Origin of the sequence: Bordetella sp. 15P40C-2, from assembly GCF_009763235.1 — a bacterium.
Classification (GTDB): Bacteria; Pseudomonadota; Gammaproteobacteria; order Burkholderiales; family Burkholderiaceae_B; genus Bordetella_A.
Genome location: NZ_WSJA01000020.1, coordinates 52,909 through 76,632 on the forward strand (window position 1 = coordinate 52,909; position 23,724 = coordinate 76,632).

Annotated in this window: 23 protein-coding genes; 15 read left to right on the forward strand and 8 right to left on the reverse strand. The window is 61.9% G+C overall.

Features of this window, described 5'->3' with window-relative positions; all coding sequences use genetic code 11:
- Window positions 1-4 precede the first annotated feature (4 nt).
- On the forward strand, window positions 5-1,645 hold the full coding sequence (gene groL, locus GOQ25_RS09155) for a chaperonin GroEL (protein ID WP_160350160.1): 1,641 nt from the start codon (window positions 5-7) through the stop codon (window positions 1,643-1,645).
- 182 nt (window positions 1,646-1,827) lie between these two features.
- Here groL and GOQ25_RS09160 read toward each other — a convergent pair whose 3' ends face one another.
- Window positions 1,828-2,742, reverse strand: a complete 915-nt coding sequence (locus GOQ25_RS09160; RefSeq protein ID WP_160350161.1) for a LysR family transcriptional regulator — start codon at window positions 2,740-2,742, stop codon at window positions 1,828-1,830.
- An 84-nt stretch (window positions 2,743-2,826) separates the two neighbouring features.
- On the opposite strand from GOQ25_RS09160, the gene GOQ25_RS09165 reads away from it, so the two are divergent.
- From GOQ25_RS09165 to pyrF, 7 genes are all read left to right on the forward strand, one after another.
- Window positions 2,827-4,497 (forward strand): acyl-CoA dehydrogenase family protein, encoded by a 1,671-nt coding sequence (locus tag GOQ25_RS09165; RefSeq protein ID WP_160350162.1) that lies wholly within the window; start codon window positions 2,827-2,829, stop codon window positions 4,495-4,497.
- Window positions 4,498-4,582: 85 nt separating this feature from the next.
- Window positions 4,583-5,563, forward strand: coding sequence for a tripartite tricarboxylate transporter substrate binding protein (locus GOQ25_RS09170; RefSeq protein WP_160350163.1), 981 nt, complete (start codon window positions 4,583-4,585; stop codon window positions 5,561-5,563).
- Window positions 5,564-5,581: 18 nt separating this feature from the next.
- A complete protein-coding gene (locus tag GOQ25_RS09175; protein WP_160350164.1) occupies window positions 5,582-6,718 on the forward strand; it encodes a CaiB/BaiF CoA-transferase family protein in 1,137 nt (378 codons plus the stop codon).
- 127 nt (window positions 6,719-6,845) lie between these two features.
- Window positions 6,846-7,772 (forward strand): YihY/virulence factor BrkB family protein, encoded by a 927-nt coding sequence (locus GOQ25_RS09180; RefSeq protein ID WP_160350165.1) that lies wholly within the window; start codon window positions 6,846-6,848, stop codon window positions 7,770-7,772.
- 60 nt (window positions 7,773-7,832) lie between these two features.
- On the forward strand, window positions 7,833-8,225 hold the full coding sequence (locus tag GOQ25_RS09185) for a diacylglycerol kinase (protein WP_160350166.1): 393 nt from the start codon (window positions 7,833-7,835) through the stop codon (window positions 8,223-8,225).
- 87 nt (window positions 8,226-8,312) lie between these two features.
- On the forward strand, window positions 8,313-9,644 hold the full coding sequence (locus tag GOQ25_RS09190; protein ID WP_160350167.1) for an NAD(P)/FAD-dependent oxidoreductase: 1,332 nt from the start codon (window positions 8,313-8,315) through the stop codon (window positions 9,642-9,644).
- A gap of 4 nt (window positions 9,645-9,648) precedes the next feature.
- Window positions 9,649-10,467: an orotidine-5'-phosphate decarboxylase gene (gene pyrF, locus GOQ25_RS09195; protein WP_160350168.1), complete on the forward strand. Its 819-nt coding sequence runs from the start codon at window positions 9,649-9,651 to the stop codon at window positions 10,465-10,467.
- Between the two features lie 51 nt (window positions 10,468-10,518).
- Here the strand turns inward: pyrF and GOQ25_RS09200 are convergent, their stop codons facing one another.
- The 6 genes from GOQ25_RS09200 to ribBA all read right to left on the reverse strand — a co-directional run bounded on the left by GOQ25_RS09200 (window position 10,519) and on the right by ribBA (window position 14,928).
- Window positions 10,519-11,088 (reverse strand): CinA family protein, encoded by a 570-nt coding sequence (locus GOQ25_RS09200; RefSeq protein ID WP_160350169.1) that lies wholly within the window; start codon window positions 11,086-11,088, stop codon window positions 10,519-10,521.
- Window positions 11,085-11,591 carry a phosphatidylglycerophosphatase A gene (locus tag GOQ25_RS09205; RefSeq protein ID WP_160350251.1) on the reverse strand — a complete coding sequence of 169 codons (507 nt, stop codon included), beginning with the start codon at window positions 11,589-11,591 and terminating at the stop codon, window positions 11,085-11,087. Before GOQ25_RS09205 ends, GOQ25_RS09200 begins: the two co-directional genes overlap by 4 nt.
- A gap of 39 nt (window positions 11,592-11,630) precedes the next feature.
- The gene (thiL, locus tag GOQ25_RS09210) at window positions 11,631-12,596 is read right to left on the reverse strand and encodes a thiamine-phosphate kinase (protein ID WP_160350170.1); all 966 of its coding nucleotides are present in this window, start codon (window positions 12,594-12,596) and stop codon (window positions 11,631-11,633) included.
- A 132-nt stretch (window positions 12,597-12,728) separates the two neighbouring features.
- Window positions 12,729-13,232, reverse strand: coding sequence for a transcription antitermination factor NusB (gene nusB, locus GOQ25_RS09215; protein WP_160350171.1), 504 nt, complete (start codon window positions 13,230-13,232; stop codon window positions 12,729-12,731).
- Window positions 13,219-13,740, reverse strand: a complete 522-nt coding sequence (gene ribH / locus GOQ25_RS09220) for a 6,7-dimethyl-8-ribityllumazine synthase (RefSeq protein ID WP_160350172.1) — start codon at window positions 13,738-13,740, stop codon at window positions 13,219-13,221. Before ribH ends, nusB begins: the two co-directional genes overlap by 14 nt.
- 9 nt (window positions 13,741-13,749) lie before the next feature.
- On the reverse strand, window positions 13,750-14,928 hold the full coding sequence (ribBA, locus tag GOQ25_RS09225; RefSeq protein WP_160350173.1) for a bifunctional 3,4-dihydroxy-2-butanone-4-phosphate synthase/GTP cyclohydrolase II: 1,179 nt from the start codon (window positions 14,926-14,928) through the stop codon (window positions 13,750-13,752).
- A gap of 163 nt (window positions 14,929-15,091) precedes the next feature.
- Here ribBA and GOQ25_RS09230 point away from each other — a divergent pair, with 163 nt between their 5' ends.
- From GOQ25_RS09230 to GOQ25_RS09260, 7 genes are all read left to right on the forward strand, one after another.
- Window positions 15,092-15,907: an HAD-IIB family hydrolase gene (locus GOQ25_RS09230; RefSeq protein ID WP_160350174.1), complete on the forward strand. Its 816-nt coding sequence runs from the start codon at window positions 15,092-15,094 to the stop codon at window positions 15,905-15,907.
- Window positions 15,904-16,728, forward strand: coding sequence for an IclR family transcriptional regulator (locus GOQ25_RS09235; RefSeq protein WP_160350175.1), 825 nt, complete (start codon window positions 15,904-15,906; stop codon window positions 16,726-16,728). The genes GOQ25_RS09230 and GOQ25_RS09235 overlap by 4 nt, the downstream gene beginning before the upstream one ends.
- 148 nt (window positions 16,729-16,876) lie before the next feature.
- Window positions 16,877-17,887 (forward strand): phosphate/phosphite/phosphonate ABC transporter substrate-binding protein, encoded by a 1,011-nt coding sequence (phnD, locus tag GOQ25_RS09240; protein WP_160350176.1) that lies wholly within the window; start codon window positions 16,877-16,879, stop codon window positions 17,885-17,887.
- A gap of 5 nt (window positions 17,888-17,892) precedes the next feature.
- Entirely contained in the window at window positions 17,893-18,663 is a 771-nt protein-coding gene (gene phnC, locus GOQ25_RS09245) for a phosphonate ABC transporter ATP-binding protein (RefSeq protein WP_160350177.1), read from the forward strand.
- Window positions 18,651-19,517: a phosphonate ABC transporter, permease protein PhnE gene (gene phnE / locus GOQ25_RS09250; RefSeq protein WP_160350178.1), complete on the forward strand. Its 867-nt coding sequence runs from the start codon at window positions 18,651-18,653 to the stop codon at window positions 19,515-19,517. The genes phnC and phnE (GOQ25_RS09250) overlap by 13 nt, the downstream gene beginning before the upstream one ends.
- On the forward strand, window positions 19,514-20,338 hold the full coding sequence (gene phnE, locus GOQ25_RS09255) for a phosphonate ABC transporter, permease protein PhnE (protein WP_160350179.1): 825 nt from the start codon (window positions 19,514-19,516) through the stop codon (window positions 20,336-20,338). Before phnE (GOQ25_RS09250) ends, phnE (GOQ25_RS09255) begins: the two co-directional genes overlap by 4 nt.
- Before the next feature lie 133 nt (window positions 20,339-20,471).
- Window positions 20,472-22,337 carry a CYTH and CHAD domain-containing protein gene (locus GOQ25_RS09260; protein ID WP_160350180.1) on the forward strand — a complete coding sequence of 622 codons (1,866 nt, stop codon included), beginning with the start codon at window positions 20,472-20,474 and terminating at the stop codon, window positions 22,335-22,337.
- Between the two features lie 114 nt (window positions 22,338-22,451).
- Here the strand turns inward: GOQ25_RS09260 and ftsY are convergent, their stop codons facing one another.
- Window positions 22,452-23,435, reverse strand: coding sequence for a signal recognition particle-docking protein FtsY (gene ftsY / locus GOQ25_RS09265; protein ID WP_236844540.1), 984 nt, complete (start codon window positions 23,433-23,435; stop codon window positions 22,452-22,454).
- Window positions 23,436-23,724 lie beyond the last annotated feature (289 nt).

Genomic DNA, 23,724 nt, shown 5'->3' on the forward strand with positions numbered 1-23,724 from the left:
CACAATGGCTGCCAAACAAGTTCTCTTCGGCGATGACGCCCGCGTTCGCATCGTGCGCGGCGTGAATGTTCTCGCCAACGCTGTTAAGACCACCCTGGGCCCCAAAGGCCGTAACGTTGTGCTCGAGCGCTCGTTCGGCGCCCCGACCGTCACCAAGGACGGTGTGTCGGTTGCCAAGGAAATCGAACTGAAAGACAAGTTCGAAAACATCGGCGCGCAACTCGTTAAAGACGTTGCTTCCAAGACCTCGGACAACGCTGGCGACGGTACCACCACCGCTACCGTTCTGGCTCAAGCCATCGTCCAGGAAGGCCTGAAGTACGTGGCCGCTGGTTTCAACCCCATCGACCTGAAGCGCGGTATCGACAAGGCTGTGGCCGCTGCCGTGGCTGAACTGGCCAAGCAATCCAAGCCGGTCACCACCAGCAAGGAAATCGCTCAAGTTGGCTCGATCTCGGCCAACAGCGACTCGTCGATCGGCCAAATCATCGCTGACGCGATGGACAAGGTCGGCAAGGAAGGCGTCATCACCGTCGAAGACGGCAAGTCGCTGGAAAACGAACTGGACGTGGTCGAAGGTATGCAATTCGATCGCGGCTACCTGTCGCCCTACTTCATCAACAACCCGGAAAAGCAAGTTGCCGCTCTGGACGATCCGTATGTTCTGATTTTCGACAAGAAGATCAGCAACATCCGTGACCTGCTGCCCGTGCTGGAGCAAGTCGCCAAGTCGAGCCGTCCGCTGCTGATCATCGCTGAAGACGTCGAGGGCGAAGCCCTGGCCACCCTGGTGGTGAACAACATCCGTGGCATCCTGAAGACCACCGCCGTCAAGGCGCCTGGCTTCGGCGATCGCCGCAAGGCCATGCTCGAAGACATCGCCATCCTGACCGGCGGCGTTGTGATCTCCGAAGAAACCGGCATGTCGCTGGAAAAGGCCACCCTGCAAGACCTGGGCCAAGCCAAGCGCATCGAAGTGGGCAAGGAAAACACCACGATCATCGACGGCGCTGGCGACAGCAAGTCGATCGAAGCCCGCGTCAAGCAAATCCGCGTGCAGATCGAAGAAGCCACTTCGGACTACGACCGTGAAAAACTGCAAGAGCGCGTGGCCAAGCTGGCCGGCGGTGTTGCCGTGATCCGCGTCGGTGCTGCCACCGAAGTCGAAATGAAGGAAAAGAAAGCCCGCGTCGAAGACGCCCTGCACGCTACCCGCGCTGCTGTGGAAGAAGGCGTGGTTGCTGGTGGTGGCGTGGCTCTGCTGCGCGCCAAGCAAGCCATCGCTGGCCTGCAAGGCGACACGCCTGACCAAAACGCTGGTATCAAGCTGATCCTGCGTGCGGTCGAAGAGCCCCTGCGCACCATCGTCACCAACGCCGGCGAAGAAGCCAGCGTGGTGGTCAACAACGTGCTCAACGGCTCGGGTAACTACGGCTACAACGCCGCTACCGGCGAGTACACCGACCTGGTCGAGCAAGGCGTTCTGGATCCCACCAAGGTGACCCGCACCGCCCTGCAAAACGCTGCTTCCGTCGCCAGCCTGCTGCTGACCGCCGAAGCTGCCGTGGTCGAACTGGCCGAAGACAAGCCCGCTGCTCCGGCCATGCCGGGTGGCATGGGCGGCATGGGCGGCATGGACTTCTAAGTCCAGGCTTTCCCAGCGAAAACTCCCCGGTTCGCCGGGGAGTGGCCAAGACAAAACACCCCCGAGGTTTGCGCCTCGGGGGTGTTTTTTGTCTCGCGGATGCATCGCCCGCCCCGCTATAAGGCGCAGCTATGGCCGGCACGCGTACCAGCGGGCCGTCAGAAAAGCGCCCCGGCCGCTGTCTACGTCTGGCCCACGGTCGCGCGCTTATGCTCATTAAAGAACTGCTTCAAATGCTCGACGCAGTGGCCCGCCACCGGCGTTGCGCCGTCTTCACGCCATATGACATACGACTCCGACATGGCCACCGCATTATCGATGGGACGAAACACCACTCCCGGCACACCAGACTGGCTCATTGCCTTTGGCACCAGCGCCACGCCCAGGCCTTGAGCGACCCACGCAACAACGGCGAGCCAATGACGCACCTCATGTTGCAGGCGCGGCGAGAACCCGGCTTGCGCGCAAACATCAAGAATCGCGGCATGATAATCGGGTGAAACGCTACGCGCGAACAGCACGAACGGCTCATCCGCCAGGGCACTGAGCGGAATGCGCCGTTGCGCCGCCAGCGCATGGCCCGTTGGCAAACAGCATATAAAGGGCTCGCTCACCACGAGTTGACGCTGCAATCCCTTGGGCAAGCGCGCCGTATGCACGAATCCCACATCCAATTCGTCGCGAAGCAACTGGGTAACCTGAATCTGACTATTGAGCTCTGACACCGTAACGCGTACTGCCGGGAAATCATGTTGATAGGAGGCCAAAGCCTGCGGCAGGCCCCGATAAAGCATCGCTCCCACACATCCAATCCGCACGTGGCCGGAAATTCCTTCAGCAGCATCGCGCGCATGAACCAGCGCCTGTTCGAATTGCCCCAAGACGCGCCGCGCGTCTTCGAGCATGGCCTGCCCGGCAGCCGTCAGGCGCACGCCTTTGCTGTTGCGTTCGAATAGACGGGTCCCTAGTCGTTGCTCGAGCTGCTGAATGGCCACGGTAAGCGGCGGCTGTGACATGGCCAAGCGCTCTGCTGCACGACCAAAGTGCAAGGTCTCCGCGACGGCGATAAAACAGCGGAAATGACGAAGCTCAACCATACGAAAACCAGAACGTTCGATACCCACATAATATTAGACTCGAATGACTACGGCTCCGACAATATTCAAAAAAGGAGTCATGCCATGTCAGCGTCCAAGAACATTCCCGACGCCCGCGGCGCCAACCTATACCAGTCGGACCCCACTTGGGCACGACTGCTGGCGCTCTATCTCGATCCGAGTTTGATGCAGGTGCTCACGCCTAAACTCGAACAGCTGGGTGCTCTTGCCGGTGACTCACTAGACCGGTTGGCCGATACCGCGGACAAGCATCCGCCAACCCTCATCACGCGCAGCCGCACCGGCGTGGATGACCAACGTATCGATAAACATCCCGCCTATGTGGAAATGGAACGTCTCGCCTTTACCGAGTTCGGCCTGGCCGCGATCTCGCATCGAGACGACATGTTCGGCTGGCATGGCGCGATGCCGCCATTGGCGAAATACGCGCTCACTTACGTATTCGTCCAGTCGGAATTCGGGCTGTGCTGCCCCGTCTCTATGACGGACTCATTAACGCGCACACTCAAAAAGTTCGGCGATCCGGCCCTGGTCGAACGCTATCTGCCTCATTTGACGACATTAGACTTCGAGGACTTATACCAAGGCGCGATGTTCATGACCGAACAGGCGGCGGGCTCGGACATCGCGGCCACGGAAACCATGGCTTATGCCCAAGACGATGGGACCTGGCGCCTGCATGGCGACAAATGGTTTTGCTCGAATGCGGATGCCGAGCTCGCCATGGTGCTGGCGCGTACCGAAAACGGGCAGCCGGGCTTGAAGGGCGTATCGTTATTCCTACTGCCCAAGACGCTGGACGATGGCCAACACAATCACTATCGCATCTTGCGCCTGAAGGACAAGCTCGGCACACGATCGATGGCGAGCGGCGAGATAAAACTGGAAGGCGCGGTTGCCTATCTGGTGGGCGAACCGGGGCGCGGGTTCGTGCAAATGGCGGACATGGTCAACAACTCGCGGCTGTCGAACGGCGTGCGGGCGGCAGGTCTCATGCGCCGCGCGGTCTTCGAAGCCGAATATGTCGCGCACCACCGGTTGGCGTTTGGAAAGCGGCTCGCCGACATGCCATTGATGCAGCGCCAACTCGACAAACTGCGCGTGCCGGCCGAACAGGCACGCAGCATGGTGTGCCAGACTGCCCAGGCCCTGCGCCGCTCGGACGCAGGCGAGGCGGGGGCCTATGCATTGCTGCGTATCTTGACGCCGCTCATCAAGTTTCGAGCCTGCCGTGACGCCCGTAAGGTCACTGGAGACGGCATGGAGGTACGTGGCGGCTGCGGTTATATCGAGGAATGGATAGAGCCGCGATTGGTGCGCGACAGCCATCTGGGCTCGATATGGGAAGGCACCAGCAATATCGTCGCGCTCGACGTCATACGTGCGATTCGCCGCGAGGGCGCGCTGCCGGCGCTACAGCAACAAGGTGAAGCGCTCTTGAGCGCCTGCCCGGCTGATGAGACCACGCGGGCTCTTGAACATAGCTTGTCGCGCGCTTGTGCGCTGGCCGACTACGTCACTCAGACCGGCGACGACGCGCAGGCGCGCAGCGTCGCCTCAGCGCTCTATCACTGCTTTAGCGCCTGTGCGATGTACTGGGAAGCCACGCAGACCAACGACGAGGAACGCGCTCGCCTGGCCCGCCTGGTCTTGAAACATCGCCTGCTACCGCGTGACCCGCTGGCTGGCGATACCGAGCTTGAGACACCGAAGGAGACCGCGGGCGCGGCATGATTCACGCCCCCCACGCAGAACACGATCATTACCGAGGCCCCGCTTGGCCAAGCCATGCGCACAATAAAGACCAAGGAGACACATCATGAATAGACGTCACGTACTACGGGTACTTGCCACCACTGCGGGACTGTTTGCGCTGCCCACCTGGGCAAAGGAAGAGAGCTATCCCAATCGCCCGGTCACCCTGGTGATTCCCTATCCCCCCGGCGGCCCGACAGACGCCATGGGCCGAGTGCTGGCATCCACGCTGTCTGACATCCTCGGCCAAATCGTCATTGTGGAAAATCGCGCTGGCGCCAACGGCAATATCGGCGCGGAAGCCGTCGCGCGTGCCAATCCCGACGGCTATACATTGATGCTTGGCACTTCCGGACCGTTGGCGATCAATGCGAGCCTGTATAAAAACCTGGGCTATGACCCGGTCAAGAGCTACGACCCGATCATTCAGGTCGGCTATCTGCCCAATATCCTCGTCGTGCATCCATCTGTGCCGGCGACCAACGTCAAGGAATTAGTGGCGCTATCCAAGGCCAAGCCGGGGACGCTGAGCTATGCCTCGTCAGGCAGCGGCGCATCCTCGCATCTGGCGGGCGTGCTATTTAACTCGGTGGCAGGCACCGATTTTTTGCACATCCCTTACAAAGGCACCGGGCCCGCCCTCAACGACTTGCTGGGCGGTCAGGTCTCGATGAGTTTCACTGACGTGCTGACCGCAATACCTCATATACAAAGCGGTCGCCTGCGAGCCCTGGGTGTGACTACCGCATCGCGCTCGCGCGCTTTGCCTGATCTGCCGACGATTGCCGAGCAGGGATATGAAGGTTATGACGTGAGTGTTTTCTTTGGCATTGTCGCGCCCGCTCACACGCCGCCAGACCGCGTCGCTCGACTGAACGAAGCCCTGCAGCGCACACTGCAAAACGAGAAGGTCCGGGAGTTTCTGGACAAGCAAGGATTGGAATCTGCGCCAGATCTGGCGCCCGAAGCGTTGGGCGCATTCGTTTTCCAAGAACGCGACAAATGGGCGAAAGTGGTGGCGGACTCTGGCGCCGGCATTGATTGACCACACGGACGACAACGTATGCAACACGCACAAGCCAACGCCACAAAACCGGGTGCCCTTGCGGGCGTCCGGGTCCTGGATTTATCGCGGATTCTCGGCGGCCCGTATTGCGCTCAGATTCTCGGTGACCATGGCGCCGACGTGATCAAGATCGAGCCGCCGACTGGCGATGACACGCGCACCTGGGGCCCGCCCTTCAAAGACGGCGTGGCTTCGTACTATTACGGGTTAAACCGCAACAAGCGCATTCGTCATCTGGACCTGGCTTCGTCCGAGGGACAGCAGACTGTGCGCGAATTAATCGGCCAGGCGGATGTACTAGTAGAAAATTTCAAACCCGGCACCATGGAGCGTTGGGGCCTGGGTTACGACGAGATCAGCGCGGAACACCCCGGGTTGGTGTGGTGTCGGGTGTCGGGCTTCGGTACCGACGGCCCGCTGGGCAGTCTGCCTGGCTATGACGCCGCGGTACAAGCCATGAGCGGGGTGATGAGCGTCAATGGCGATGCCGGCGGGCCGCCCCTGCGCGTGGGCTTGCCCGTGGTCGATATGGTGACCGGGCTGAACGCCGTCATCGGCATCTTACTGGCGATTCACGAAAAGCAACGCAGCGGCAAAGGTCAATTCGTGGAAGCCGCCCTTTACGATAGTGGCCTATCGTTGCTACACCCGCATGCGGCCAACTGGTTTCTGGACGGCGTTCAACCCCGGCCTACCGGCAACGCGCATCCTAATATCTACCCCTACGACGCATTGGACACCGCGACCGGGCCGATCTTTCTCGCGGTCGGAAACGATCGACAATTCGGCCTGCTTTGCCAATGTCTTAACCGCCCGGAACTGGTCGACGACCCGCGCTTTAGCCGGGCCGGGGCGCGTTCTATTAACCGGGAGGCGTTGCGCGGCGAGCTGACCCGATCGCTCGCCGACCAAAACGCCGAAGACCTCGCTGCCCGGCTCATGGCCCTGGGGGTACCGGCGGCGGCAGTGCTATCGGTCGATCAAGCCTTGGCTCATCCACACACGCTGCACCGCCAGATGGTGGTCGAAATGCAAGGTGGCTACCGGGGGCTTGGGGCACCGGTGAAGTTGAGCCGCACGCCCGCCACCTATCGTTATACCCCTTTGACACCCGGGCACGATTTTGACGAGTAGGACCCTTTCGCGGGCACAGCGGCGATAGTTCGACGGCATTGACGCTCCGCTGGGTACCCTCGGTTTGTCGCGAGCGAGGCTCGGCTCCTACAATGCAGGCACCCGGACTCGCACTCGTTGTACGCCCATGCCCCTGCCGCCTCGCTTATTGAAAGTCCTCCGTCCGTCTGAACTCTACGGACTCATCGTCGCGTCGGCCAAGCAATGGTCAGATCGTCGGGCCTCCAGCAAGGGTGCGGCCTTGGCGTTGTACATGGTGTTTTCCTTGGCGCCCATGCTGATTCTGGTGATTGCCGTCGCGGGCTTGTTCTTTGGCGAGGAGGCCGTGCGCTCGGAGCTCTTCGATCAAGTGCATGGTCTGATTGGTGCGCGCGGTGCCGAAGTCGTGCAGACCGTGCTGGCCAGCGCGCACGAATCGGGCGGGGGTTGGATTGCCGCACTGCTTTCCATTTCTATCCTGGTGTTCAGTGCGACGACGGCATTTGCCGAGCTGCAAGCCAGCCTTGATGAACTCTGGGATGCCAAGCAACAACGCAAATCTGGCTTGCATGGCCTGGTGCGCAGCCGCATGGTGGCGTTCGGGCTGGTGCTGGTGTTGGCGCTGTTCCTGTTGCTGTCCTTGATCATGAACGCAGCGCTGGGCGGGGCCAAGGCGTACTACGGAGAACTTTGGGCAAACTCCACGTTCGCCACGGTGGCGGACTGGATGTCCAGCCTGTTTTCATTCGCGGTCGTCACGGCGCTTTTTGCCGTGGTGTTCAAGCTGCTGCCGAGCATCAATATTCCCTGGCGCGATGTGATCCCAGGCGCTATCGTGACGGCCGCGCTGTTTTTAGTTGGCAAATGGGGCATAGGCTTATATCTGGGGCGCGGCGCCGCCGTTTCCGCGTATGGCGCGGCAGGCTCGATGATCGCCCTGTTGTTGTGGATTTATTATTCCGCGCAAATCTTCTTTTTCGGCGCGGTCTTTACCCGCGAGTTTGCCGAGCGGTTCGGCAGCCGACCGCCTGTGAATACACCAGTCACCGACGAGCCTGAAATCGATCGCCACTAGGCAAAGCCTCGTGACTGCCTGTCTGGAGCGGTCACCGCCCACCTCACCCACATTCGATCTATGTCCGCTACTCCGCACACTTCGCCCTTCAAAAGCTCGGGCGGTCTGCGCCGCGTCCTGAACGCCATGCGCTATTCGCTGCAAGGGCTGCGCGCCGCTATCACCCATGAAGCCGCGTTCCGACAAGAACTGGCCTTGGCTGTGGTGATGATCCCGGCGGCCTTTTTTCTCGGCCGCTCGCTCACCGAGGTGGCGATTCTGATTGGCACCGTCATATCGGTACTCGTGGTGGAACTGATGAACTCGGCCATCGAGGCGCTCGCCGATGCAATATCGGTCGACACGCACCCTTTGCTCGGGCGCGCGAAAGATCTGGGCAGCGCGGCAGTGTTGCTGATGTTGCTATTGACCGGTGGCATTTGGCTCGCGGTGGCAATCGACCGATTCCTGTGAGGCCTGCGATTCTGATAATTTCGCAACGTTTGTGAACAGCCGTGAATCCGATATACGGTTGATGCGTCGGCCCGTATACTCAATGCCATGAACCATGCATCGGCCCGGCCAGAATCTGGCCAACCTCATCAGGTCATCATCGTCGGCGGCGGCGCGGGCGGCTTGGAATTGGCCGCGAAGCTCGGACGCAAGCACGGCCCGCAATGCGTGACGCTGGTCGATAGCCGGCCCATCCATATCTGGAAACCCTCGCTCCATGAAGCGGCGGCCGGCACACTCGATATTTACCAGGAAGGCTTGTCCTACCTGATGCTCGCCAACCTCTGCGGCTTCACCTTCGCGCTGGGCGAAGTGCAAGCCGTCGACCGCGAGCGGCGCACGATCCAGGTTGCCGAGGTACGCGATGACCAAGGTGAGATGGTGCTGCCCGAACGCCAATTACCCTACGACACGCTGGTGCTCGCGCTAGGCAGCGAATCCAATTTCTTTAATACGCCGGGCGCCGCGACCCACGCGGTGACGCTCGATTCCACCGAGAATGCCGAGGCATTCCGTCTGACCATGCTGAAAGCCATGGTGCAGGTCGATCAGGCCAAGGTGCACGATCCTTCAGCGGAACTCGATGTCGTCATTGTGGGCGGTGGTGCGACGGGCGTGGAACTGGCGGTCGAGCTGCATGAGGCCGGCGGCATCGTGGCGGCCTATGGATTGCCAAACTTTCGCGCCGACCGAGACCTCGTCATCACGCTGGTCGAAGGCGGGCCTCGTCTTCTGGGACCGCTGCCGGAGAAAATCGCCAAGGCGGCTCACGAGCGCCTGACGGACCTGGGCATACGCGTGGAAACCGATTGCCGGGTCGCTGAAGTCCGCGAGGATCGCGTGATCGCCGCTGATGGACGTGAGTTTCGATCGAACCTATGCATGTGGGCGGCGGGGATACAGGCGTTGCCCTTGATGGCGAGCCTGGGCATGCCGGTCAACCGGGTCGGCCAGCTGATCGTCAACGACAGATTGGAGTCTCCCGACCCGCATATCCTGGCGCTGGGGGATTGTTGTGCCGTGCCCATGGGCGATGGCAAGCGCACCGTGCCGGCGCGGGCGCAAGCCGCGCATCAGCAGGCGTCTTATCTGGCGCCGAAACTGACGGCCCGTATCCGGGGCCACGACGAACCGACCGCGCCCTATCGTTATCGCGATCACGGCTCGCTGGTATCGCTGGGACAGGACGCGGGCGTGGGCAGCCTGATGGGCCGGCTGTCGGGACGCGGCCTCTTTGTCAGCGGTACACTGGCGCGCCTGATGTACATGAGCCTGCATCTCATGCACCACCATGCGGTGCTGGGACTTTGGCGCACTGCGACCCTGGCGCTGGCGCGACTGCTTTTGCGGCGTACGCATCCGCGCGTGAAACTACACTGATCCGATGACCTTTATTGAACTCCTCCAACAGGCCTGGGCAAACGGCAACACGCTGCTCCAGGTGGGCCTGGACCCCGATCCCAAGCGTTTTCCGCGCGAACTCGACGGCAAACCGGACGCGATCTTCCAGTTCTGCCGCGATATCGTCGATGCCACGGCGCAGTATGCCTGCAGCTTCAAGCCGCAGTTCGCGTATTTCGCCGCGCATCGCGCCGAAGACCAGCTCGAAGCGCTGTGCGCGCATATCCGCGAGAAGTATCCCCACCTGCCCATCGTCATGGACGGCAAACGCGGAGATATCGGCACGACGGCGGAAAACTACGCACGCGAAGCCTACGAGCGCTATGGCGCGCATGCGCTGACGGTAAACCCTTACATGGGATTTGATTCCGTCGAACCGTATCTGGGCTGGAAAGATCGAGGCGTCATCGTGCTGTGCCGCACCTCCAACCCCGGCGGATCGGATTTGCAGTTCTTGAAACTGGACAGCGGCGAACCGCTCTATCTGCATGTGGCGGGCCTGGTGGCGGACAAATGGAACGCCGGCGGCCAATGCGGTTTGGTGGTGGGCGCGACTTTCCCGAACGAGCTGGCCGCCGTGCGGCAGCGCATCGGCGACAGCATGCCGCTACTCGTGCCGGGCATCGGCGCCCAAGGCGGCGATGTGACCGCCACGGTCAACGCCGGGCGTACCCAGGCTGGCACCGGCATGATGATCAATGCCTCGCGTGCAATTCTGTATGCCAGCGGCGGGGATGACTGGCGCGAAGCCGCCGCCACAGCCGCGCAGGGCCTGCGCGACGAGATCAACGCGGTGCGTTAAAACGAAGCGCCAACGCAATAAACGGATCCCTGAAAACGGGATCCTGATTCATCAAGCGCGATGCTGATTCACCGGCTGCCCGGCCAGTTCCAGTAAACCGCGCAACGCGAACACCACGGCAGCATGCCGGACCTCGGACCGGTCGCCCGGGAATATCTCCGTCAACGCCCGAGAAGTAATGCCATCGGCGCTACGCATCGCAAAGCCAAAGCACACCATGCCTACCGGCTTGCCCGCTGTCGCGCCACCTGGGCCGGCGATGCCGGTGGTAGCGGCCGCAATATGTGATTCGGGCGTGGCGAGCAGCACGCCGTTTGCCATCTCCAACGCCACTTCTTCGCTCACGGCGCCAAAACGATCCAGGGTTTCCTCGGAGACACTCAGTTCCGCGACCTTGGCCGAATTGCTGTAGGTCACGAACCCGCGCTCGAACCAGCCGCTAGATCCCGCCACGGCCGTCATCGCCCCCGCGAGTAAACCACCTGTGCAGGACTCCGCCGTACCCACCATCCAGCCTCGCCCCAGCAGCGCAGCACCCAACTGCTCGGCCAGGCCAATGGCTTGCGCGGGCACCAAAGCTACCGGTGCCAAGCCGGCGACGGATTTATGCGAGGTATTCATGCAAAGACTCCCAGACGCACGGCTATCGCCATGACAAACAATGAGTAAGCAGCGGCGACGATGTCATCCCACATCACGCCAAAACCGCCCTTGATCCGAGAGTCAAAGTATTTGATGGGTGGCGGCTTGGCAATATCGAACAATCGAAAGAGCCCGAAGGCCAGCAATTGCGCGAAAAAGCTGTCGGGTGTGAGCCACAAGACCAGCCAGAACGCCACCATCTCGTCGCACACAATGCCCACATGGTCATCGACATGCAGCTGCCGCGACGCGCGTTGACACGCCCAGCAGCCATAGGCAAATAGCGCCACCAGCGCCACGCCGATCACCAAATCGGACAAAAACCCGGCAACGACGGCCCAAATCAGCCATGCCAGCAGCGTGCCCCACGTGCCCGAGGCGGGACGGATGAGACCACTGCCAAAACCAAAGGCGACCAACCGCGCCGGCTCTGCACGGACCCAGTCAAACGATGGATACGCGACTTTGACGCGTTCGCGCATCGAGCTCGAGGAGGAATCGGTAGAGAAATCGGTCATGAATCAGGACCCAGGAAAATGATCGAAACCGCGCGGCAGCGCCGACATCGGGCGTCCGTCAGCGGCGAACACCTGCAGGCCGCCCGCTTCGGTCACATGGCCGATACGCGTCACAGGTACGCCAACGCGCGCGGCGGCTCGCCTGACGTGGTCGTCGTTTTCGGCGGCCGCAGTGAAGCACAGTTCGTAAACATCGCCACCGCCTAAAACCGCTCGCACGAGCGTATCGTGATCCAGGTCTTGCAGCGCGTCCGCGACAGGTAGCGCGTCGAACTGCAGCTGTGCGCCGACCCGGCTGGCCGACAACACGTGCCCCAGATCCTGTACCAGCCCATCAGAAATATCGATTGCGGCATGCGCAAGTCCCGCCAGCGCTAACCCCAGCTCTACGCGAGGCGTAGGCCATTCCAGCGCACGCCGCGTGGCGGCCAACAACGAGTCGTCGGTGGGCAACTGGGCATCAAGCAGCCGGTAAGCGATATCCGCCGCGCCCAGAGCGCCCGAGACCCAGATATGATCACCGACGCGCGCGCCATCGCGCCGCAACGCAGGTTGCGCGGCGACCGCGCCAAAGACGGTCACGCTAATCGTGAGATCCTGGACACTTCGGGTGGTATCGCCGCCGATCAATGGGCATCCATGGGCATCGGCCAGTGCATGAAAACCCCGCGCGAATGCCGCGAGCCACGATTCGTCTACGTTTGGCAAGGCCAGCCCGAGCAAGCAGCCCAGCGGCTTGGCCCCCATCGCGGCCAGATCCGACAAATTCACTGCCAGGGCTTTATGCCCCAGGGCCTCGGGATCGACATTGGGATAAAAATGGCGGCCTTGAATCAGCAGATCCTTGCTGGTCGCGATCTGCATGCCCGCCGGGACGGAAAATAGCGCGCAATCATCGCCCACGCCCAACGTGCCCTCGGGCGCGGGTCGGGTGAAATACCGGGCAATGACGTCGAATTCAGAAGCCATGACAGCTACCGGGCCGCGTAGAGCCCGGCCCCGCGTCCGCCACACGATGGGCCACGACAAAGGTGCATGGGCGGATCAGCCAGATCTTCACGCTTTGCACCGTCCTCATACGCACCGTGCGCCGCGCCGGGATTAACGCCGTTGCGCGGCCGCTGCGCGGACTTCGGCCGCGCGCACGTCGGCGGCCAGCTTGTCCAGCACACCGTTGACGAACTTGAAGCCATCCGTGCCGCCAAACGACTTGGCCAGCTCGACCGCTTCGTTGATCGCCACCTTGTACGGCACTTCGACGTGATGCACGAGCTCGAAGCTGCCGATCAGCAAAATCCCGTGCTCGACCGGCGACAGCTCGGCCAGCGGACGGTCGATATAGGGGGTGAACTGCTCGCGCAGACTCGGCGCCTCGCGGAACACGCCATGCAGCAAGGTCTTGAACCACTGCGCATCGGCCTCGGAGAAGTCCTCGGCATCGCGCAGGTGTGCGTCGATCTCGCCCGCGTCCTGGTTGCCCTGGCCGCCACGCAACAACCAGGCGTAAACGCCCTGCAGCGCGAATTCGCGTGCACGACGACGGGCGCTGCGAGCGTTGGCGCGCGCTTGCGCGGCGCTGTCCGCCGTGGGTTTATTCGTTGTCAAGATCTTCGTCCTCGTCGTCTTCGTCTTCGTCGTCCTCGTCTTCCTCTTCGGGTTGCAACGCGGCGACCAGATTGCCCATTTCCACGGCGGCCAGGGCGCAATCAGCGCCCTTTTCCGCGGCGCGGGCCTGAGCCTGCTCATCGGTGTCCACGGTCAACACACCGTTGGCTACCGGGATGCCGGTTTCCAGCGAAATACGCGTGATGGCGGTGGCCATCTCGTTGCTGACGACTTCAAAATGATAGGTTTCGCCGCGGATAACCGCGCCCAGCGCGATCAGTGCGTCGAATTCAAAACTTTCTGCCATATGCGACAGCGCCACGCCCAGCTCCAGCGCGCCCGGCACGGAAGCGACCATCACGTCGCGCTCATCCACGCCGAGTTCAGCGAGTTTTTGCAGGCAGGCGTCCAGCTCGGCCAAGCCGATTTCTTCGTTAAAGCGAGCGCGCACGATACCGATGTGCAGCCCTTCGCCATTCAGATCAGGGGTAAGGACGTAAGGATTCATAGTTCAGCCTTATTGAGAATTGGCGGAGGTGGAAGGGTCGCAATCGTAACCCGTAACGGTCAGCGAGAAGCCCGCCATGCTGGGCATCTTGCGCGGACGCGCCAACAAGCGCATTTTGCCGACGTTCAGATCCCGCAGAATCTGCGCGCCGATACCGTAGGTGCGCAAACCGTAGCGATCGCCGCCGTCCGTACGGGCCTGTTTGTCTTCGCCGGTCCAGCCCGCGATTTGTTCGAACAGGTGCTCGCTGGACGATTGGCAGTTCATCAGCACGACGACGCCAGCCGGCGCTTTGGCGATGGTCTGCAAGGCACGGCCGACGCCCCAGCTGTGGCCGGCCGAACCGTGATCGAGTGCATCCAGGATGGAAGCCGGTTCGTGTACGCGCACCAGCGTCTCGCGCTCGCCGTCGATGTCGCCGTGGACCAGCGCCAGGTGCACCGATCCGCTGGCCGTATCCTGATAGGCTACGGCGCGGAACTCGCCCCACGCGGTCTGCATCGTGCGCTCGCCGATGCGCTTGACGACCGACTCGTGCTCGCTGCGATATTGGATCAGATCGGCGATGGTGCCGATCTTCAGATTGTGCTGACGGGCGAATTTCACCAGATCCGGCAGGCGCGCCATCGTGCCGTCGGGATTGAGGATTTCGCAGATCACGGCGGCCGGCGTCAGGCCAGCCATCGCGGTTAAATCACAGCCAGCTTCGGTATGACCGGCACGCACCAGGACACCACCGGGAACCGCGCGCACGGGGAAAATATGCCCCGGCTGCACCAGATCGCTGGGCTTGGCGTCGCGCGCCACCGCCACCTGAATCGTGCGTGCGCGATCAGCGGCCGAAATACCGGTTTCAACGCCTTCGGCGGCCTCGATCGACTGCGTAAAGTTGGTCCCGTAGCGGGTGCCATTACGCGCGGCCATCAGCGGCAAATCCAGCTGGCGGCAGCGGTCTTCCGTCAGGGTCAGGCAGACCAGGCCCCGCCCATAGGTCACCATGAAATTGATGGCCTCGGGCGTGACAAACTCGGCCGCCATCACCAGATCGCCCTCGTTCTCGCGATCCTCTTCATCCACGAGGATGACGATACGGCCGGCGCGCAGCTCGGCGATGATCTCTGCGACAGAGGCGATACCAAACGATTCGGAGTCTGTGTCGGAAGACACGGAGGCAAGCGGGGCGGACATGGCGTCGGGAAACTGGCTGAAAAAAATGATTTTACCCGCACCTGGGCGGCAGCCGGGCGCGCACCGTGCCGTCCCCATGGTAAAGCTCAGACAACCTGCCCGCCCCGCATTGCACGACGGTACACTGCGCAGACAAAAATTCCATCGAGACTTCCTGACAGCCATGCAAGCACTAGCGTCTCTCCCCGACTCTCTCGCCGCCTCCGTGCGCGTCGTTCTCACCGATATCGACGATACCTTGACCACGGAGGGGCGCCTGCCCGCCGAGGCGTACCACGCGCTCGAACGCCTGGAGGCCGCGGGCATAGCCATCATCCCCATCACCGGCCGCCCGGCTGGCTGGTGCGACCACATCGCCCGCATGTGGCCGGTAAAGGCCGTAGTAGGCGAGAACGGCGCGTTCTATTACGCCTACGACCGGCAGGCGCGCCGCATGAAAAGCCATTACTGGGCCGATGCGCAGACTCGTCAGGCCAATCGGGCGCGCTTGGACGCCATCCGCGACCGCGTGCTGCGCGAAGTCCCGGGCACGGCCGTCGCGAGCGACCAGGATTACCGTGTCGCCGATCTGGCCATCGACTTTTGCGAGGACGTGCCGGCGTTATCGGATGATGCCGTCAGCCGCATCGTGGCCATCTTCGAAGAAGCGGGCGCGCAGGCCAAGGTCAGCTCGATTCACGTCAACGGCTGGTTTGGCGACTACAACAAACTCAGCATGACGCGCACCTTGTTCCAACGCGAATGGGGCCAGGATATTGAAAAGCATTTGGGCGAGTGTCTGTTCATCGGCGATTCGCCGAATGATGAACCGATGTTCGAATTCTTTCCCTTATCCGTCGGGGTTGCGAATATTCAGGCGCTCTTGCATCGCCTGACGCACCGGCCCGCCTATGTGGCCTCGCGTCATGGTGGCGGCGGTTTTGTCGAGATGGCGCAACGGCTGTTGCAGGCACGCGGTGTCGCGCTGGGGCAGCCATGACGGCCAGCAAGACCGCGGCGAACATGCCGCCGGACGGCCGACGCAGCATTCAATCCATTGAGGTCGGCTTCCCCTTGCTTTCGGCCCTGGTGAGCGCGGGCAAGCCATTGACGCTGCGCGACCTGGCCAATGCGGCAGGCATGACGTCGGCCAAGGCGCATCCCTATCTGGTGAGTTTCACGCGCGTCGGCCTGGTGCAGCAAGATGGCCTCACCGGCCAATACGAACTTGGCCCGTTCGCGCTGCAGATGGGTCTGGTGAGCCTGCAACGATTGGACCCCGTACGCGTGGCGCTGCCCGAAATCGCCGAACTGCAAGCCGAGATCGGCCATACGCTAGGCCTGGCCGTGCTCGGCTCGCACGGTCCCACCATGATTCATATGATCGAGGCCAGCTATCCGGTGCATGTCAACATGCGCAAGGGCACGGTCATGTCGATGCTGCACACCGCCACCGGTCAGGTGTTCGCCGCCTGGCTGCCACCCCAAGTCGCCGAGCACTATATCCAGCGCGAGGTAGGCGACACCGCCGTCATCGCTGGCCGCGAGCCGCCCCCTAAAGTCGCGTACGCGGACGTGGAAGCGCGCTTGGCCGACATCCGGGTGCACGGCATGGCCCGCGCGATCGGCAACCCGTTGCCAGGCGTGGATGCGCTGTCGGTGCCGGTTTTCGATCACACCGGCAACATTACGCTGGCTTTGACCTGCCTGGGGCCATCGGGGTTATTCGATGTGGGTTGGCATGGCGCGATTGCGGGGCCACTGCGCGCCTGTGCAAACAAGATTACGCACAAACTCGGATACCGCAAATCCACCAATTGATGGCAGTCTCATCAAAAAATCAGACTAAACGAAAAAAGCCGAACAAAACCCGAAAGAAAAGCTAGGTGATTTCCCGGCTCTGCAGGTTCGTTTTTTTGTGTTTGAATTAGATTGATCCGAAATAAACGGACCCTAAGGAGACAACACCATGCAAGCTGTGCACCTATTGCGGGCGGCCGCGGCCGCCACGCTGATCTTCGGCTTTCAGACCGCACACGCGGCGGATGCCCAAAGCTGCACGAATCGCGGCGATCTGGACGAGATGTATTGCGATGCGAACAAGGATCTGGTGGCCGACACCCCCACCGATCCCGCCAAGCAAAAGACACCTTCCACCCTGGTCTTTACCTACACACCCGTCGAAGACCCGGCGGTCTACGCCAATATCTTCAAGCCCTTTACCGACCACCTGAGTCAGTGCACCGGCAAGCGCGTAGTGTTCTATCAGGTGCAAAGCAACGCCGCCGAAATCGAGGCCATGCGTTCGGGCCGTCTGCACGTCGGTGGCTTCTCCACCGGTCCCACGGCCTTCGCGGTGAACATCGCCGGCGCGGTGCCCTTCGCCGTCAAGGGATACGAGGACGGCTTCCAAGGATACAACCTCATCGTCATCGTCAAAAAAGACAGTCCTTATAAAAGCCTGGCCGATCTGAAAGGCAAGAAACTCGCCCACACCTCGCCCTCGTCGAACTCCGGCCACATGGCCCCCGTCGCGCTGTTCCCCAAGGAAGGCTTGACGCCCGACAAGGACTACAAAGTACTTTTCTCGGGCAAGCACGATCAGTCGGTCATGGGCGTCAATTCCGGCGACTACGATGCGGCGGCCGTCGCCTCGGACGTGTTCCACCGCATGGCCGAGCGCGGGCAGATCAAGGAAGACGACTTCCGTGTGATCTATCGCAGCGAGAAATTCCCGACCTCGTCGTTTGCCTATGCGCACGATCTGGCGCCGGAATTCCGCGACAAGATGCTCAAGTGCTTCTACGACTACCGCTTCCCGGACGAAATGAAAAAGGCCTTCGACGGCGCGGATCGTTTCTATCCGGTCACGTACGAGAAAGACTGGGCCATCGTGCGCCAAGTCGCCGAATCGGGTGGCGAACGCTTTAACCGCGCCGCCTACGACAAGGAAACCGCCAAGAGCAAAGGCAAGCAGTAAGCATTATGTCCACGTCTTTACGCATTGCAGGCCTGGTCAAGGAATACCGGGCCGGCCAACCCGTCCTCAAAGGAATCGACCTACACGTGCAGGGTCAAGGGCTGACGGCCATCATTGGCCCGTCTGGCACGGGCAAGAGCACGCTCTTGCGCTGTATCAACCGGCTCATTGACCCCACGCGCGGGCAGATCCTCCTTGAGACCGAGGAAGGCTCGGTAGACCTCGCCGCCATTCGCGGCACGGCCCTGCGGCAGGCTCGCCGTCAGATCGGCATGGTGTTCCAGGAATACAACCTGGTTGAACGCCTGACCGTGATGGAGAACCTGCTTACCGGGCGCCTGGGCTATAGCAGTGCGTTCAAGGCATGGATGCGCCGCTTCGAACCCGACGATATCGAGCGGGCCTATCGGCTACTGGATGTCGTCGGGCTGGGCGGCTTTGGCGATCAACGCGCCGACGCGCTGTCCGGCGGGCAGCGTCAGCGCGTGGGTATCGCGCGGGCGCTGATGCAGCGGCCACGTCTGCTCCTGGCCGACGAACCCACCTCTTCCCTCGACCCCAAGACTTCCGTGGAAATCATGGAGCTCTTGGCCGAGCAAGGCACCGCCAACGGTATCCCGGTGCTCGTCAACATTCACGATGTTGAACTGGCGCGCCGCTACGCCAGCCGCATCGTCGGCATGTCGGGCGGCCACGTGGTCTATGACGGCGATGGACAGGGCCTGGACCCCACGATGCTCAAGACCATTTACGGAGGCGAATCGTGGCTGGAGTAACTCGCCGTCCTTTCGCATTGTCGTGGCAGACCAAGCTGATCGGCGTCGCGATTTTTCTGTATGCGCTATATGCCGCCGGGCAGCTGGATTTCAGCTATGAGCGATTCCGCGCGGGTCTCGGTCATGCCGCCACGCTGCTGGGCCGCATGTTCCCGCCGGAAATCAAACAACCCGACGCATTGTGGCAAGGCCTGGCGGAAAGCCTGGAGATCGCGGTCCTGGCCTCAGTGCTGGGGATCTTGATCGCCTTGCCCGTCGGCCTGCTCGGCGCGCGTAACCTGATGCCAAACTGGGCCTCGTGGCCCGCGCGGGCGCTGGTGGCGCTATGCCGTTCGCTGCATCCGGTCATTGTCGCCATTCTCTTCGTCAAGGCCGTCGGCTTTGGTGCGCTCGCCGGTATCCTGGCGCTGGCCGTCGCGTCTGTAGGCTTTATCGGCAAGCTTTTCACCGAATCGATCGAGGAAATCTCGCTTAAACAAGTCGAGGCCGTGCGCGCGACCGGGGCGTCCTTTGCGAATGTGATTATCTTTGGCGTGCTGCCACAGGTGTTTGCCCGATTCATCGGGTTTGCCACCTATCAGTTCGATTCCAACCTGCGCAACTCCACCATGGTCGGGATCGTGGGCGCGGGCGGTATCGGGGGCACGTTGTTCTCGGCGTTCCAACGCTTCGATTACGATTTCGTCGCCGCGATTCTGATCATCCTCATCGCCATCATCATGCTGGGCGAAATCCTGGCTCGCTTTGTCCGGGCAGTATTCTTGGATAACCTGGGTTTTGACACCCTCCTTAACCGCCGTTTCAACGCCGCGCGCGGCCTGGGTGGCAAGTCGTCGAATCAGGAGGACGTATGAATACGCCCTCCACTCATCTGCAGGCGGCCGGGTATCCGCGTAGCTGGCAACGCTACACCTCGGGCCAGCGGCTGCTGCGATTCGCTCTATACCTGATCGTGGTCGCCGCGATTGTACAGTCGGTGCGCAGTGTCGAAATCATCCCCGAATTCCTGTACGACGCGCCCGAGCAAATGGCGGATCTGATCGGCCGGATGTGGCCGATCGACTGGGGTTTTTACTTCGAAGGCGTGCATGCCGCGCTGATGGAAACGCTGCACATCGCGACCCTGGGCACGATTCTGTCGGTCATCCTCGCCGTGCCGGTGGGCCTGCTCGCGGCCAACAATTTGACGCGCAATCGTCTCATCAACCAATTGGCGCGACTCATCCTCGTGTCCAGCCGGTCGGTGAATTCGCTGGTGTGGGCGCTGCTGTTTATCGCGATCTTCGGCCCTGGCGCGTTGGCGGGTACGCTGGCGATTGCGTTTCGCTCGATCGGTTTTGTCGGCAAACTGGTCGGCGAAGCCATCGAAGAAGCCCAGCGCGGCCCGGTCGAAGCCCTCACCGCCACGGGCGCGAGTGGCGGCGCGGTGCTGTGGTATGGCTACTGGCCACAGATTCGCCCAGCGTTCTGGTCCATTGTGCTCTTGCGATGGGACATCAACGTGCGCGAATCCGCAGTGCTTGGTCTGGTCGGCGCAGGCGGCATCGGCATGGCCTTGGATACCGCGTTAAATCTTTTCCAATGGGATCGTGTCGCGCTGGTGTTGGCCGCGATCTTCGCCATTGTTATCCTGGCAGAGATCATCATCACTCAAGCGCGTAAGCGCATTCTCTAAGTCCCGACGGACAGCGCGAGGCACACAGGCTGGACCTGGCCTCGCGCATCAGATGCACTAACCCTCCGGTGGTCATCAAATCTCCCCATCTATTGGTTAACATGGGCCGTTTATTCGGCTTCGCACCTTAACCATGTCAGAACAAGAATTGAAGTTGCACGTCCCGGCCTCGGCTCGCCCGGGCGTTTCGAAGGCGGTTGACCGGCAAGCCACCCGCATCCGCCTTCACGCCCAGTATTTCGACACGCCGGATCGCGAGCTGGCTCGCGCGCGCATTGCGCTGCGTTTGCGCCTGGAAGGCGACAGCTGGATGCAGACGCTCAAAATGCCCGGCGCGAACAGCATCACGCGTATAGAACTCAACCATCCCCGCCCCGGCCCGGAACTCGATCTGTCCGTCTATACCGGCACCGAGTTCGAGGCGCCCTTGTCATCGTTGCAGGGTGAGTTGAGCATGCGCTACGAAACCGACGTAGAACGCCTGCTGCGTAACGTGCAAACGCCCGAGGGAACGATCGAGCTTGCCTATGACACCGGCGTATTACGCGCCGGCTCTTTGGAACTGCCGATATCCGAGCTGGAATTCGAACTGATCGAGGGCGACCCGGCCGCGATTTTCTCGGTCGCGCGTCGCTGGCAGCGGCAACACGGCCTGGTGCTGGACGCTCGCAGCAAATCCGAACGCGGAGATGCCTTGGCTAGCCTGGCCCAACAGCTCGCCGAGATAGACGCCAGCACGGAGTCCGCCGAAACGATCGCCGCGCAACGTGCGCGCGCCATCGCGGATTTCTGGGCCCCGCGTCCCTCGCAGTCCGTGGTCCTGGAACCTGGCATGACCCCACACGAGGCCATGGCCCGTATTGCCGACGAATGCCTGGACCAAATCATCCGCAACGCGGCCACGCTGGCCGAGGTCGATACCTTGGGCATCTACCCGGCCGGCCGCCCAGAGCACTTACATCAGCTTCGCGTCGCCATGCGCCGTCTGCGTTCGGCTTGGCGGCTGATGGACGGCTGGATCACCCCGCCCCCGGCTTCGGTCTTGAATGGCGCACGCAAGTTGTTCGGCCAGCTGGGGCAAGGCCGCGACCGTGATGTGTTGATCGGAACGGTGTTGCCCATGCTGCAACGCGCGGGCATGCCAGCCATCGAAGTGCCTGAAGAGCACTCAGGGTTCGACGCCCAGGCATTTACGGCCGGGCCGCAGTTTCAGCGGTGGCTCCTGGACACCTTGGCTTGGAGTGTGGCTATCCAAACGACGCCTTTATCGGCGGACCTCGCAGGTGGGGACCAGGAACCACCAGCCCCGAATAGCCCTGCCTCTGCCGCGGCATTGGCAGATGCCCCCGCGACGGCTACCGCAGCCGCGCCGGCGCAAAGCGAGACATTGACCGAAGAACCCACACCAGAGGCATCGTCGGAGTCCGAAGCAAAGTCACATCCGGGGTTGAAATCGGAAGATAGCCAAGATTCGCAACACCACCCCGAACAGGGAACAGCGCAGCAGGCGCTCGCCGATCAAGCGCAAGACCAGCCGCCTGCGGACGATCTCGCACCGGTCACCGAAGGCACGGCATCGCCCGCCCTCGCGGACCTTTTGACCCGCCGCTTGCAACGCTGGCACAAGCAAGTCGTCAAGCAAGGCAAACAATTCGCGTCGCTGGACCTGCCCACGCGCCACGAACTGCGCAAACGCGGCAAACGCCTGCGCTACGGACTGACGTTCGCCCAATCGCTACTGCCTCAGGACAAGGCGAGCAGCTATGGAAAAAAGCTGTCGCAACTGCAGGATGTCCTGGGCGAGATCAACGATCTGGCGGTAGCGAACGATCGGTTCGAAGCATGGAGCGACAAGCATCCCCAAGCTTGGTTCGCATTGGGCTGGATCCGCGCACGCCTGGATCACTTAACGACTGAGGCCCAAGCCGCGTTGGACGATTTAGGCTCGGGTAAGCCGTTACGCAAGCGAAAGGCTCGCAAGCACAAAAAGCACGACTGATAAAAACTTGGCCGGTTAAATGGAGAAAGTTCCCCATTCAACCGGCCATCGATTACCTCGGTGTAAGCCGTTCAGTTCAAGCTTAGAGCACTACACCAGGCGTGGAAGCCAGACTCAATCCGACAACAGCGCGGCTGCGAATTCATCCGCCACGAAAGGCTGCAGATCTTCCATGCCCTCGCCCACACCGATCCAATACACAGGAATCGGCCGTACGCCATTGCTGCCCGCCGCCACGGCAGCCAGCGTGCCACCCTTGGCGGTGCCGTCAAGCTTGGTCACCACGAGACCCGTCAGATTGATCGCGGCATCGAAGGCACGAATCTGCGCCAACACGTTCTGCCCGGTGTTGCCGTCAACCACCAACAATACCTCGTGTGGCGCGTTGCCGTCTGCCTTGCCGATCACACGACGGATCTTTTTCAGCTCTTCCATCAGGTGCAATTGCGTCGGCAGGCGGCCGGCGGTGTCAACCATCACCACGCCCATCTGACGCGCGCGGCCGGCGTTGACTGCGTCAAATGCCACAGCCGCCGGATCGCCGCCGTCTTGCGCAATCACGCTGACATTATTGCGAGCGCCCCATTCCACCAGTTGTTCGCGCGCGGCTGCACGGAACGTATCGCCCGCCGCGAGCAGCACGCTCGCGCCTTGGCGCTGGAACGCATGGGCCAGCTTACCAATGGAGGTTGTCTTGCCCGCGCCGTTGACGCCCGCGATCATCACCACGAGGGGCTTGGCTTTCTGCAGATCGAATTGGCGCTCGAGCGGCCGCAGATGATCGGCCAACAATTCGCGCAAGGCCGCCTTGACCTTTGCCGGATCGTCGAGACGCTCCTTGCGCACACGCGTACGCAGTGCGGTCAGCAGCTTGTCGGTCGCTTCCAGGCCGGCGTCGGCCATGATGAGCGCGGATTCCAATTCCTCGAACAGGTTCTCGTCGACTTTGACGCCGACGAACAGGCTCCCGAGGCTTTGCCCCGTGCGCGCCAAACCTTGCTTGAGGCGGCCTAACCAGGAAGATTTCTTGGGAGCGGGTTCCGCAGCGGGGACCCCCTCGGACACGGGCTCAGGTACCGCCTGTGGCGCTGGCGTCAAAACGGCAGGGCTAGACGCCGGCGTAGACACCTGTGTTCCTGCGCCGCCCGTGACGGCTGTTTGCGCATCAATCTCTTGCGCTTCGGCGGGAGCGGGATCAGGAACCGGGGCGGGAGGCGGAGTTTGGACCTGGACAGAACCGGGGGAAGTCGTCGGGGAAACTTTCGTTTCCTCGGCTTTCCCACCAGAGGTCCACCGGCTCCAGAATCGCGTGGGCGGATCCTGATCGGCCTGCTGCGTAGCAGCCGGTTCGACCGGGGCAGACGGCACGGTCTCGCTTACCGGTTTC